We start from the raw sequence: 14,146 nt of genomic DNA on the forward strand, positions 1-14,146 counted from the left end.
TACTTGTTACATTGCGTCTAACAATTATCCTCGGTTTCAATGTGATGGCCACCGTTTTTCACACATAGAGCAACACGTTCAATATTTAGCAGAACATCCCCTAATCCCACATAAAACACAATAATTTCAAAGCCTTGTTCCTTTGCGTTTTTCAGCCCGATTTTTCAGCCCTTTTTATAGATGACATTCTATATCAGATAACTGATATTCTGCAGGCTGTACTCCGTAAGAATATAAAGATACGTTTCGGCTGCAGAATCACCAAGTATTTACACTAATACTATTTAGCGGAGTGGTACTTTCACATCCACTTCTTTACATACCATTTTTATTATTTTTTCTCAAACTTATCCTTAATCGCATTCAGTTCGTCTTTATCGTGATAGGAACCTGCACGTATAACAGAGTGAATCTTATGAAAATTTTGAACACTCTCTACTGGATTTGCATCCAGAAGTACTAAATCAGCATTCTTGCCAACTTCTACAGTGCCCATATCATCCAGGCGCCCCAGAAACTCAGCTCCGTTCAGGGTCGTCATCTGAAGAACATGAAGCGGGGAGATACCGGCTTTCTCAAGCTCGTCAAATTCCTTGTGAATAGCGTCACCTTCGCTTCCATCGGTCCCAGCCATCATTTTTACGCCTTCCAGATCGTAGGTCCTGACGAGACTTAAATATAGGTCATAGAGCCTCTGCGCAGTGGCTTCACTGCTCCCTTTGAACAGGCCGGAAAGCATGCGTATCATAGTCGGGCATTGCCATGTATTGTATTGGACATAGACATCGGCAAGCTCTTTTGCCTTTTCTTCATTATAAGTGTTAATGAAATGCGTCAGCTGCGTTTCATCTTTTGCGCCTCCAGAGGTCTTAGTCCCCCACTTTATGAATTGCTCGTTCACAAAGTTTTGAAGTCCCTTAATTCTCATGAGATGCACGAATATTGGATTTTCCATGATTGTGGTGGGAATTCCTGTTGCCTGCGCTCTTAAGGCTTTCTCGTCAGTCGAAGAAGAAATCAGAGCTCCAAAGTTGATGCCAAAGTGCTCGACACTGTGAAAACCATTTTTAGAGACTTCTTTCAAGTCCATATCGGGAAGTACGTGTCCCTCGACCGGAATACCCAGCTTGTTCGCCTCTGCTTGAATGGCATTAAAGACATCCGGCGAAACACCGCCGATTTTTATAAAGTCGGCCCCTTCTTCTTGCTGCTGACGGACAAATTTCACGGCAATCTCGGGTGTTGGTGCATTCATGGGTGTCATGATATCACCGGGCATCGTCAGCAGCGCCGGTTCGTTCGTAGAGCTGGTAAAGGCACCGGATCTCCATTCCTCGAGAAGTTCAACTGAGCCGCTCATTTGTCTGAATCCGGTTACGCCGTTGGCAAGCAGAAGAGCCAACGATTCCGAGGTGTTCTCCTCACCAATCACATGCATATGCATGTTTAGGTACCCGGGAACCACATACCTTCCGGTTGCATCAATGATCTTTGTGTCATTGTCCGCTTTGATCGTACCAGCCGGTGCAATGTCCTTGATTTTCCCATTGACGCACAGAATGCTCATATTGGAAGTTAGATTACCAGTCCGCGTATCCACAATTGTAACGTTATTCAGTAAAAGCTGATAGGAAGCGCTGGGCTGCTCCAACTTCCGCGGGGTGTAAGGTTGAATATTCGTTGAAGGCTGACCGGCAAACAGACCAGTCCATGCAACAACAATCGCTAATATCCAACAGAGCGGAACTCTCCATCCGCGCCAAAATTTCGTACTTCTCAGGAACACAAGCAAGCCAACACAGGCCGCCAAAATCAGATAAGCAAACCAGCGCTCTTTACTGCTGATCATCAACACTAGAACTATGCCGAATAAAAGCACTAATAGTAGTGAAAAACCTATTGTCTTTTGGACTTTTCTTTTTACGTTTTTTGTCATAGTATTAAACCTTTCTTTATCTCTATTTTCATATCTGCTTTATGTAGCTAAAACGAAATACTTAAATCCCGAACTTAACCAAAAAGCAATTGTAAAAAAAACAGCCAGTTGCCTGTTTTTTTTATATCAGCAATGTTCGATAAACTTTTTTTGCAGGGAACCGCATTCCTCCGGCTTGTCCAGCTACCGAAGACGCCAGATTCCGGTATAAAAATACGCCGGGATTCATATTTACTTCAAATCCACTCTTTTTAAGAAGAAATATGAAAGATGGGCGTAAATAACCTATGCCCTCCTGGGCTTATGCAGGTACAACGTGGTCGCTGATATTCTGCAGAGAAGACCGTGCTTCCAAAAGCAGGAAGCGCGGCCTTCTCATTTATTCTCTCTTCTCCCGTATGGAAATACAAGCCGGGATGAAGATCGGCAGGAATAGGGCGGCCAGCAAGAACAAAGCAATAATAACTACGGTAGCCATTTGCACCAAGGTGAGCACACCTGACGGGTACATGGCGGCGAACGTTCCCGAGAGGATCAGGACCGCAAAAAGAATGACGCCGCCCGTATGCTGCATAGCCTCATAAATGGCTTGACGGGGATTCCGGTCCTGAAGCTCCAGATATCTGCGGATCAGGAAGATGCTATAGTCTACACCCAGAGCGACGATCATAATAAAAGCAAAAAACGGGATCGTCCAGGTTAACTGGGTATGGGTTGTAAAGGCCCCGAAGATCCACTCGGTAAAGGTCAGAGCGGTGAAATATGCCATGACGAGCGAAGCAATAATGGACGCCGGAATCCAGAACGACCTGAAGATGATGATCAGGAAGACTAGAATGCTCCCCAGCATGATGAATACTGTCTTCGTAAAGTCGCCGCCCGATACCATGCTCAGATCCTGATTCTGGGAGGATATGCCTCCGACTCCAAAAACGGATCCGGCAAAGCCTGATTGCTCCGCAAGCTCAGAGAACCGCCCCTGAATGGCCGTTACGGTCTCCATCACTTGTGTCGAGTATGGGTCATCCTTCAGAATAATGCTCCATTTCACTTCATGCCTGTCATCAGACATATAGGTATCCAGCGATTTCTTGAAAGTCTCCCCGGTCCGGACTTCTTCCGGAATGAAGAAGGTACCGGCAGCCTCCGCCTGCGCTACCTCATTCAAATACCCGGTGGTCGTTGTTAAACCATCTGACACCTGCTGTAATCCATCGACACTGTCTTTGAGGCCTTTCTGCAAGGTTGGCAGATTGACGGAAAGCGAATGCAGGCCTTCGTTAAGCTGGTTCTGCCCCTGCTGAATCCGGTTCAACCCGTCCGATAAGGCTGGCATCTTCTCAACAACCCCGTTCTGGCCTTCGCTGGCCTGAGACAAGCCCTTGTACAGCGAAGCAGAGCCCGCCTCCAGCTTGTGCGAGCCTTCAGTGATCAGAGTCTGGCCCTGCTGAAGCTGCTGCATTCCCTGCCCGATAAGCTCAAGCTTGCCGTTGGCCGCACTGAATTCAATGTTCAGCTTAGTCATCCCACTGCTTAACTGCGACAATGCGTCTTGTAGCGTCGCCGAGGTCTTACGGAGCGTCAGAAAGTCATGATTCTGACTTAACTCCGCATCGGCTTGCTCCAGCCGGGCAATGGATGAATTCATCGCTCCGGCCGTGGCTTCCAGGGTATGGAGTGATTGCTGTATCTGCTCATATTGCGCGTACAAGGTACTATATCCGCCTGAGATGGCCTTCAGGTTAGCTGACAACGAGCCTGCCGAGGCGCTCAGCTTCGTCATTCTACCATTCAGCTCCTGTAGTCCCCGCTGCAGATCTGCCGCTCCGGCAGTCCCCTTGTCCATCCCGTCCGCAATCCTGCCCAGCGCTTCTACCGACTGGTTGATCCCCGCTTGAACCTGAGCAGTGCCTTCGATTAATTCCCCGGTGCGCTCCAAATCGTCCAGCGGGACAGCGCTCACTTGGTCAGCCGCGTCGGATAACCCTTGCTGAATGGTCCCGATTCCGGCATTTGCTTTGCCGATTCCTTCTTCCAGTCTGGCCGACTGGTCCGCAGTGTACAGCTCTGGAATGAGCTCACCCTTGGGCCGGGTAGCGCTGTAAACGCGCTCTACGCCTTCAACAGAGGCGAGTTGTTCGGTTACCTGGTCGACAAAAGCCAGATTCTCCGCAGAGTCCATGCTCTCCTCTGTTTGCATCACAAGTGTCGCAGGCATAGCCTGTCCGGCAGGAAAATGATCATACACGATCCGGATGCCTTTGACCGACGGATAAGCATCGCTGATTTCATCCAGAGAGTTGTAGCTGAGCTGCCCGGAATACAACAGAGAGACCGGAGCGGCGATAACCAGCGTAATCACAATTCCCAGAATCGGACGCTTCACAGCAAAGCCCGTAATCCGGGAAAAGAGTTTATTCTCGCCATGTCCGCCTGCCGCTTTGGAAGGCCAGAACAGCTTGCCGCCCAGCAGCCCCATGAATATGGGGAGAAGGGTAAACATCGCCAGCAGCAGCACCCCAACTCCAATGCCTACAGCCGAGGCGGATTTGAAAAGTTGGAATTGTGCCAGCCCCAGTACGCTGAATCCGATAAACACCGTAAGTCCGCTGTACAGTACCGTTATCCCGGCAGTTTTGTACGTATGAATGACGGCATCCCGTGTGGTCTCCCGCCTCGCCAGCTCTTCCTTAAACCTCATAAACAGGAGAATATTATAGTCCGTTCCGATACCGAACAGCACAAGCACCAGGAAGATCTGCGTGAATCCCGAGAAGGGAAAGTTCAGCTTATCCACCAACTGGGTGACGACGCCAAGCGAAACCAGAAAGGATAACGCAACCGTAAACAACGACACCAGCGGCGTAAGGGGGGACCGGAAAATCAGGATCAAGACGACAATGATGAACACTACCGCAACGCCTTCGGTTTTTTTAACCCCTTCCTGCGTAGTTGTGACGAAATCCTCCGAGATCAGCTCCGGGCCGGTAAAATAATGATCCACCCCGATATCCTGCAGCGTCTCCGTAAAATTCCCGCGTACCTCTTCTTTCGTCTGTTCCGACAGGTCCACCGAAGCAACGGCAAGGACGGTTGATCCATCCCCGGATATTAACTGCGCTTTGGCATCCGCATTATTCACATGGGACTGTAGCGAGGTGATTCCAAGCTTCTCCTTATTGTCCTCCAGCATCTGGATGCCCTGCTCAATCTCTTGCATTTGCGTAACGTTGAGCTGTCCCGTGCTTTCATTAAAAACAATTATGACCGACATGCTCTTCTCATCTTCCGGCCTGTCCGCAAGCTCTTTAAGCAAATAGCTGGCCTGCTTGGAGGAGTAGCCCTCCGGTATCGTGTTCTGCCCCTTCTCCCGGACAAGCATCCCCAGGCTCGGCATCAGCGTTATCAGCAGCACCGCCGCAGCCAGCCATGCTGCAAGAATCGGCCATTTCCACTTCAGTATCCATTTCATAGATGTGCCCCTGTCTCCTTCTCCATACTCTTTTGCTCTCTGTTAACCCGTCTGCTCCGGTTTTCCCAGCGGAATGACCATACCGAGAATCCCTATTGCCTTAATGCTCCTCCCTTGGAATTCCGTGTGAAAAATTCTGGCGACTCCGTAATCGGATGCAGTGGTGCCTTTCCGGATCATCTGTTCGCCGAACAGGGCCAGTCCCAGACTCTTCAGTGAATCTTGCCCCGCGGACCTGGAAGCAACCTTCTCCATCACCCATTGCTCATACTTTTCCTGCGTTGGCTTGGTGGTGTACAGCAGGATCGACAGCCCCAAGAGCACTGTTGCGGACACCGTCGCTATTTTCATAGACTTCTTCATATTTTCCCCTTCCAGTAAAGCGCTTTGCTTACGCTAGAGTAGCACCTATTCCTAAAGTGAATGTGAAACAAAAATAAAAAATTATAAACTGCATCAACCATCAATTTTGCCAGCGGAATAACAAGAATAGCCGTTTCAATGCCGACCTTCCTCCAACGCAAAAACTCCCTGTCCGAAGCAGACAAGGAGTGAACTCTGCAGACTCAATACCCATATCCGCAGTTAATCGTATTTACATCAGTGGAAGGATAAAACAGATTCCAAGCCCTCCCCTGGACGATGGAAAAGCGCTTATGAAACCGCCATGCCGTTCAATAATGGACTTGCAGCTGGCCAGTCCCAGCCCGCTCCCGCCCGCTTTGATCTGCCTGGATGAATCCACTGTGAAAAACTTCTGAAACAAAGAGGACAAATGCTCCTCCGGCACACCGGTCCCATTATCCTCTACAATAATGATTGCCTGTCCGTCCTGGATCTTCCCGCTCATGTAGATGTGCAGCCCTTCCCGGGCTCCATATCTTACGGCATTTCCGATCAGGTTGGCGAATACTCTTCTCAGCATGGGTTCATGGGCCCGAAAGGTCTCCCCGCCGTGCAGAGCATGGCTCCAGGTGAACCCGATATCAAGCCCCGACAGCTCTTCTTCATATTCAACAGCGGTATTCTCGAAGTACCGTTTGAAATTGACCGGGTGGAGCGCTATATCGGCGAGGATGACCTCATTTTGAGTGAAGGCCGAGAATTGCTGGACCAGTTCCGTCAGATGATGGGATTTCTTCTCAATTAACCGCAGGTAATCCCGGCGGTCCTGTTCCGTCAAGGCATCCTTGGTTAAAAGCAGCTCGACAAAGCCGTTCACTGAGGTCAGCGGCGTTTTGAAATCATGGGTAATCGCAGCTATCATATCAATCTGTTCCTTATTGGACCGCTGCAGCCGGTCCTCCATCTCACCGACATGCGCATACAGCTCCCCGATCTCGTCCCTTCGCGCTGTCGTCAGCCTTCGGGTAATTGAGGAGGGTTTAATCCCGCCCAGGCGGTTGTTGAGCCGTTCAATCGGCTTGGTAATCTGGTGATGAAGATACACGGTCAATCCCACGAAGATAATGGACAGGCAGATAAACAGAAAGATGAACACTTTGATAAAAGCGGTATCCAACTGGATATCCTCCGCCCGCAGCGGACGCCGGATGCTAAGGAGCAGTACCGTTCCCCCTTCGCTGTCACGGATCTGGTACCACTGGCGCTCACCCGCATCCTCCGTGTTGTCAGTGGAAGGCGAGGCCGCAAGCGGATGGAAGCCGGCATCGAAGAGTTCAGCCGCAAAGCCCTGTTCCCGGTTCACCTTTTCTAAATATTGTTCAATCGGGGTCAGGTCAGGGTACAGCTTCTCCACTTGGCGCTGAATGACCTCCTCCTGCCCCTGCCGCTCGCTTCTATGCTCCTTCACATTCATAATGACCCCGCCCAGGATGGAGGCCTTGATATAAATGGCCATAAGGCCGGCCAGAACCAGTACAATGATGGAGAATAGAATCGGCAGCTTGACCTTCAGCTTCATGACATCAAGCCCTCAAGAACAAATTTATAGCCCACGCCCCATACCGTTTTAATGCACTCGGCATAGGCGCCCAGTTTTTTGCGGATATTCTTGATATGCACCGTCACCGTATTCATGTCCCCATACTCATCGCCCCATACACTCTCGTAGATCTGCTCCCGGGTCAGCACCTGATTAGGACGTCCAAGCAGATAGAGAAGGATCTGAAACTCCTTCGTCGATAAGTCCAGCTTGCTGCCGCCCAGTTGCGCTTCATAGGTCACTTCATTCAATACCAGCGCGCCTTTTGTATGAATGGACGAGCTTTTGCCCGGATATTCCTCCTGTCTGCTCTCCCATTCCTTATGCATCCGTTCCATTTTGCGGAAATATGCTTTGACCCTGGAGGCCAGCTCACTGAGGCTGAAGGGCTTCGTCATATAATCATCGGCACCGATTTCAATCCCGATAATCTTATCCATTTCCCGATCCCTTGCACTAAGGAACAGAATGGGTGTGTTGTACTGTTCGCGGATGATACGGCATACCTCCAAGCCATCCTTTCCTGGCATCATAATATCCAGAATGACAAAATCTATGCCGCCCTTGTGCACAGACTCCAAAGCTTCGGAACCCGAATATGCCGGTTTGATCTCGAATTGCTCATATTTCAGCCCGTCCGCTATCAGTCTTACAATATCCCTGTCATCATCGACGACCAAAATCGTTTTTGTCATCCCTTATCTCCTTCATGAGTGCTCTACACCATATAAATTTATTATAGCGGTAATCCATAAAATAATTATAAAGTAAACCTGAAGGTTTATGAAATTGAAAGCCGCTCCCCGTTTCAATTCACTCCCCATACCGTTCATTAAGCAAAAGAACTCAGCACCAATAGTGGCTGGAAAGCCGCCGTACTGATAGGATAGTGTAGTTTTGCTCATCTTTTAGAATACACTGGTACCCATAGACTGGACACTTTAAAAAAAGGTGTTCAAGCTGTGGGTACCTTTTTGTATACTGAAAGAACAGCGGAGGGGATTAAATGAGTAAGAAGCGATTTACAGAAGAAGAACGTGAACAGATGTCAAAGAACAGATACGTCGTTAGAGTGAGTGACAAGGCGATAACCTATGCGGATGAATTTAAGCAGTTATTTATTGACCAATACATGACAGGCAAAACCCCAAGAGAGATCTTCGAAGCTCACGGATTTAACGTGAGTGTAATGGGTATGAAGCGAATCGAACAGTCTGCTGACCGCTGGAAGAAAGCCTATGAACAAGGAGGGATTGTAGGACTATCCGACTCTCGAAAGGAAGCCACTGGGCGTCCTTTGCAGCGGGAGCTATCCCCGGATGAAGTCATTGCAAAGCAAGAAGCGAGGATTAGACTGCTCGAATCTCAAGTCGATTTGTTAAAAAAGCTAGACACGAAAGAAAGGTTGCTGGTAGCCAAAGGAATGAATCTAAGCAAAACTAAGTTATTCGAACTCATTAAGAACGCTGTGGATCAAGGTCTAGGACGTATGACAGGCTACATTTGCAAGTTGCTTAACGTTTCTCGTTCGGGATACTATAGCTACTTAGGTTCCGCAGATACACGCTTGGAGCGAACTCGTTCAGATGCTAAAGCGGGAGACTACATCAAGAAGGCTTTCCACCGAAGAGGATACAAGAAGGGCTCGCGCTCTATCAAGATGGTTCTAGAGAACGAGTTTGGCATCCTTTATAACCTGAAGAAAATCCGCAGGCTTATGAAGAAATTCAACATCGTATGCCCGCATAGAAAACCTAACCCCTATAAGCGTATGGCGAAGGCTACGAAGGAACATCGGACCCTTCCAAACCGTCTGCAAAGGGATTTTAAAAAGGGTATTCCGGGTCTGGGGTTGCTTACCGACATCACCTATCTCCCGCATGGTCGCTCGGAGATCGCGTATTTATCGACCCTGCTAGATGCCTCGACGGGCGAGATCCTCTCTTACAACGTATCTAACCGGCTCACATTAGATATTGCCACGGACACGATTGACGCTCTCATGAAACAAAAACGTGTGAAGTTACACAAAGATGTCTTCATCCACTCCGATCAAGGCAGCCATTACACGAGTCCAACCTACCAAGCACTGCTGAAGAAGTATGGGATAGGTCAGTCGATGTCCAGGCGTGGGAATTGTTGGGACAATGCCCCTCAAGAATCATTCTTCGGCCATTTAAAAGATCATGTGGATCACCGCAGTTGCCGATCTTTACAAGAGCTACAGTTTGAAATTGATCGCTATATCCGTTATTACAACCACCACAGATATCAATGGGGTTTAAAAAAGATGACCCCTGTTCAATACAGGAATCACCTATTGTTAGTTTCCTAATGGTTCTAAACCACTCTTTTTTCAAGTGTCCTTGACTAAGGGTCCAGATTAGAAGCTGCACAAATCAACTACCACTGTTTCGCACCGTCAAGCATCTATTTGAGCAGCGCAACCTTATTTAGTCTGCTTAACATAGTTGGGATTTGATTTAGAAGGCATTAGAAAACACCTCAATCACATATTCTCTTAATCAAAGCAGACTATGCTATACTCAAACGTCTCGTCAATTACAATTTTCCATGTTGCCCTCGCACTAAGATCATCCATGACTTCACCTGAATTGTTATAAAGAAACTAAAACAGAGCACAGAATGTTAATTCTGTGCTCTGTTTTCTGCATATAGAATAGGGTTAGGTCAATGCATCATTATTATGTTTGGATCCGTTCCATCTCTTTCGAGTTCGTTACCCTCTTCAGCATGCGGCTAGCCAGGAATTAAAGAGAACGCCGGTACTACGGTTCCAATATGTGTGGTTAATTAAATTATATCGGTATAACTAGAAACGATGACATTGAGTGGATTCATATTCTCTGCTGACTTAAATCACTCCTCTGCATGCCTTATATCTTGAACTCAATTAAACACTTCACTATCTGCGCTCGTTCCTTCTCATGTATTTTTACAAGTTGATTTAATACAAATATATTTTGAACTACATCCTCCGTTAGAAAAAATTGTCTTTTAAAATAATTTATTTCTCTCTGATATTGGCCTTGATATTTTTCATATTTTTCATACGTATGTAAAAAAGCCCTATCGGGCTTAATGCAAATCATATATTATCATTCTGTTATATGCATGAAGATTTGCTTATTAAGATATATATTGCAAGATGCCCTTGGGAAAAGTATCCTCTACCTCTGTTCTTTTCTCATAAAGATTGTACCAAGTTTCTGCAACCTGATCAGGATCAAAACCTGTACCTTTCTTGATCAAAGGACTAATAGACAGATGTCCAACAAATACTCCAAAAGGATGTAAACGATCATGTAAATTAAGAATATAGTTTCTTAACCCAGACATAGCTATGCCTGAATTTCCAAACATGAGGCTCGGACTCATTGCCGAAAGATCGCTCGTAAAAAGAAGTGCCCATTCACCTTGTTCAGTCATGTCTGGAATGACTTGTCTTGCTGAATTGCTGGCTCCAATTACAACATTGTTGAAAATTTGAAGTGCGCTCTCATCTGTCGTATCCAGAACAGATGTCGTAGAAACATTTCCACTATGCGGGCTAAACTCCATGACATCTATTGTACCGAATGTATTCTTAATTTCCCCAAAAGCCCTGATAAGCTGCATTTTGTTTGTAATATCGGCAGCAAAACCCTGAGCTTCAATGCCCATCTTATTTAGCTGCTCAGCATATTGATCCAACTCTCCTGTGTTCTTGAAACCATAGCGATACGGAATCCATGTCTTCCAAAAGTTTTGGCCAGTGAAAAGCCCAGACCTGGTCCTGCACCGATTATAACCATTGTTTTCAATTCATATTCACCCTTATCAGTATTTAATGGCGCACAATTTTAAGTTGTACGCCATTTTTTTCATATAATCTATACTTAGCCCTTCTGAGCTTCCAATTCTTTCAATGTTGGATAGTCCGTATATCCCTTGCTTCCGATTCCGAAGAAAGTTGTAGGATCTACTTCATTTATTGGAGCTCCTGATTTAAGCCGCTCTACTAAATCCGGATTAGCTAATGACCATACACCGACAGGTACCATATCAGCCAGACCCTTATCAAGATCGATACTTAGATCTTCCAGAGCACGTCCAGCCCGATTTACTAAAAGTGGATTTGTCCAAATGGAACGAATATCCTTAAGTAGTTCTTCGTTTCCGAGATGCATCACATGGAGGTAAGCTAAATCCAGTTGAGCTAACTCTTTTACAAGATAGAGATACAGTTCAGGACCTTGTTCACCATCTTGAATCCCCCCAAGAGGTGTCCCTGGCGAAATACGGAAGCCTGTTCTATCTGCTCCAATCTCTTGGGCGACGGCTTTGGTGACTTCAATGGCAAAACGGGCACGATTCTCAATAGATCGCCCATATTCATCCGTCCGTGTGTTGGAATTTTCTCCGATGAATTGATTAATGAGATATCCATTTGCTCCGTGAATTTCAACGCCATCCGCACCGGCTTCAATAGCTGCTGCTGCTGCTTTTCGGAAATCGGAAATGGTCGTTTGAATATCCTCCTTACTTAATTCGCGCGGAACAGGTATGTCCTGCATTCCTGTGGCCGTAAACATTTGAACCCCGGGAGCAATAGCAGATGGTGCAACGGGTTGACGATGATGGGGGGTGTTGTCAGGATGCGACATGCGACCGGCATGCATTAATTGGATGTACATATATCCACCTGCTTCATGCACTGCATCCGTAACCTTCTTCCACCCTTCGATATGCTTATCCGTGTAAATGCCAGGTGACCATAAGTACCCTTGACCGTCATCGGATGGTTGTGCACCTTCTGTAATAAGGAGTCCCATCGATGCTCTTTGGGCATAATACAGGGAGCTTAATTCTCCCGGTGTACCGTCCTCTTCCGCTCTGCTGCGTGTCATTGGCGCCATCGCCAAGCGATGTGGTAATTCCAGATTTCCAATTTTCGTATTACTCCACATTTCCCCCACTTTATACACTCCTCTTTAAATTAAGTTAACATCGAAATTGTGATTACGAAAGTTGTGGGTATAACGCAGAAACGCCACCTGCAAGTCCACCTTGTATCATCCGGCTGGTATCATCAGCAAGAATTTCAAAGCTGCCTGATTCTATACCATCAATAGCTATTTTTGCGATATCAGCAGGGTTCGATTTGGGAGCATCTATACCGGTTGTCATATCTGTCTCCATAAAGCCTACATGTAATCCTGCTACTCTAACATTATGAGGATACAAGTTTAAACGTAAATCGTTCGTCAATGCCCATTCTGCAGCCTTCGCAGCTGCATAAGCACCCGCCGTTCCCGAACTAAACCAAGATAATGCGGAAAGAATATTCAAAATCGATCCTCCCCCGTTTTTTTCAATAACCGGTGCAAAAGAACGAACCATGGATAGCGTACCGAAGAAATGCGTATCAAATTCCAATTGTATTTTTTCCATATCCCCTTCCAGCAAAGATGCGCCTGTTGATGATCCTGCATTGTTGATTAAAAGCGTAACATCCTTAGCAAGGATGGCAGCTGCTGCTACCTCGTCTGGTTTTGTAACATCAAGCTTTACAGGTATAACACCTGGAATATCAAGGGTCTCCGGATTTCTTGCACCAGCATAAACTTTAGCCCCTCTAGATAGAAGTTCAAGGGTAAGCTGGCGGCCAAGACCTCTGTTTGCTCCAGTAACAAATGCTACTTGTTCAGAAATGTTCATTGTATTAGCTCCTTTTTGTTTTTGATTACAATTCTTCATAAAATTCAGTAAACTGTGACTCATTCAAGAACGATCATACTAGAATAAACACAGGCAACTATACTAATATCTTTCTAGGCTGAATCTTTGCTTCTTGCCATTCAATTCCCTCTCTGTGATTCAATATAACATATTGAGAACGATCGGTAAAGAATTTATCTAATAGTAACAACAGCCTCTTATTGTTATTTATCTAAAAATGCTAAGACTGATTTCACAAATTCATCATGATTTTGAAAAATCCCACCGTGACCGGAATCTTTATAAATAATGAGCTTGCTATTTGGAATCCGTTGAACCAAATCATCGGAGTTTGGTGTTGGTACCATTCTGTCATTGTCACCGTTTACTACAAGTGTAGGTTGCGTAATTCCTGACAAATCAGCAGGTTCTGCCATTCCCCATTCGTGGATAGCCTTGAGTTGTCTACGATATCCTTTGAAACTAATTATCTTATCTCGTGCCTCTTTGCGTTCTTTGATACGTACCAAAAATTCTTTTGCTTTCTGTTTGCCATTATCTGTTCGCGTGAAGAATAAATAGGTTTTAATATCTCTCAACGTGAAGATGGCACGCATCAAATCACGATCAGAAAGTTTCGTAACATTCTCAATGCCTTTACCACCACGAGGACCAGTTCCTGACAAAATAAGTTTACGAACAAGTCTTGGTTCGATGGCCAAGAGTTCTTGGGCAATCATCCCCCCATAGAAAATGATAAAATATCGATTTGCTCAAATCCCAATGTATGAACGAACGTCAACGCATCTCTTGCCATTTGTTCAATCGTATCTGGAACTTTCCCACTAGAAAGTCCAACACCCTTATTATCAAATGCAATGACCCAATGCTTTTTGGCAATACCATCCACTACGCGTGGATCCCAGTTGTCGAGATTAGCAGATAGATGAGTGAAAAAAATGACTGGGATACCCATTTTCTCTCCTAGTTCACGGTATGCGTAAACTGTTCCATTAGCCGTCTTAATACTTACATTTGGTGCTTCTACATATGAATAGTTTGTTGTCATAAT

General features: G+C 46.2%; 10 protein-coding genes and 1 pseudogene. 1 reads left to right on the plus strand and 10 read right to left on the minus strand.

Annotated features, from left to right (window positions below; genetic code table 11):
- Window positions 1-331: 331 nt before the first annotated feature.
- The 5 genes from H1230_RS25025 to H1230_RS25045 all read right to left on the minus strand — a co-directional run bounded on the left by H1230_RS25025 (window position 332) and on the right by H1230_RS25045 (window position 8,048).
- The gene (locus H1230_RS25025) at window positions 332-1,936 is read right to left on the minus strand and encodes an amidohydrolase family protein (RefSeq protein WP_239712545.1); all 1,605 of its coding nucleotides are present in this window, start codon (window positions 1,934-1,936) and stop codon (window positions 332-334) included.
- Between the two features lie 379 nt (window positions 1,937-2,315).
- On the minus strand, window positions 2,316-5,408 hold the full coding sequence (locus H1230_RS25030) for an MMPL/RND family transporter (protein WP_239712546.1): 3,093 nt from the start codon (window positions 5,406-5,408) through the stop codon (window positions 2,316-2,318).
- 42 nt (window positions 5,409-5,450) lie between these two features.
- On the minus strand, window positions 5,451-5,771 hold the full coding sequence (locus tag H1230_RS25035) for a DUF4359 domain-containing protein (protein WP_239712547.1): 321 nt from the start codon (window positions 5,769-5,771) through the stop codon (window positions 5,451-5,453).
- A 232-nt stretch (window positions 5,772-6,003) separates the two neighbouring features.
- A complete protein-coding gene (locus tag H1230_RS25040; protein ID WP_239712548.1) occupies window positions 6,004-7,332 on the minus strand; it encodes a sensor histidine kinase in 1,329 nt (442 codons plus the stop codon).
- Window positions 7,329-8,048, minus strand: a complete 720-nt coding sequence (locus H1230_RS25045) for a response regulator transcription factor (protein ID WP_239712549.1) — start codon at window positions 8,046-8,048, stop codon at window positions 7,329-7,331. The genes H1230_RS25040 and H1230_RS25045 overlap by 4 nt, the downstream gene beginning before the upstream one ends.
- A gap of 311 nt (window positions 8,049-8,359) precedes the next feature.
- On the opposite strand from H1230_RS25045, the gene H1230_RS25050 reads away from it, so the two are divergent.
- Window positions 8,360-9,688: an IS3 family transposase gene (locus H1230_RS25050; RefSeq protein WP_239712333.1), complete on the plus strand. Its 1,329-nt coding sequence runs from the start codon at window positions 8,360-8,362 to the stop codon at window positions 9,686-9,688.
- Window positions 9,689-10,503: 815 nt separating this feature from the next.
- Here the strand turns inward: H1230_RS25050 and H1230_RS25055 are convergent.
- The 5 genes and pseudogenes from H1230_RS25055 to H1230_RS31765 form a co-directional block, all read right to left on the minus strand.
- Complete coding sequence (locus H1230_RS25055; protein ID WP_239712550.1) at window positions 10,504-11,067, minus strand: SDR family NAD(P)-dependent oxidoreductase; 564 nt, start codon at window positions 11,065-11,067, stop codon at window positions 10,504-10,506.
- Window positions 11,043-11,177: a hypothetical protein gene (locus H1230_RS31445; protein ID WP_275590963.1), complete on the minus strand. Its 135-nt coding sequence runs from the start codon at window positions 11,175-11,177 to the stop codon at window positions 11,043-11,045. Before H1230_RS31445 ends, H1230_RS25055 begins: the two co-directional genes overlap by 25 nt.
- A 75-nt stretch (window positions 11,178-11,252) precedes the next feature.
- Window positions 11,253-12,332 carry an alkene reductase gene (locus H1230_RS25060; RefSeq protein ID WP_239712551.1) on the minus strand — a complete coding sequence of 360 codons (1,080 nt, stop codon included), beginning with the start codon at window positions 12,330-12,332 and terminating at the stop codon, window positions 11,253-11,255.
- A 43-nt stretch (window positions 12,333-12,375) separates the two neighbouring features.
- Complete coding sequence (locus H1230_RS25065; protein WP_239712552.1) at window positions 12,376-13,074, minus strand: SDR family oxidoreductase; 699 nt, start codon at window positions 13,072-13,074, stop codon at window positions 12,376-12,378.
- Between the two features lie 224 nt (window positions 13,075-13,298).
- Window positions 13,299-14,143, minus strand: a pseudogene (locus H1230_RS31765) (alpha/beta fold hydrolase).
- Between the last annotated feature and the right edge of the window lie 3 nt (window positions 14,144-14,146).

Origin of the sequence: Paenibacillus sp. 19GGS1-52, assembly GCF_022369515.1 — a bacterium.
Lineage (GTDB): Bacteria > Bacillota > Bacilli > Paenibacillales > Paenibacillaceae > Paenibacillus_AQ.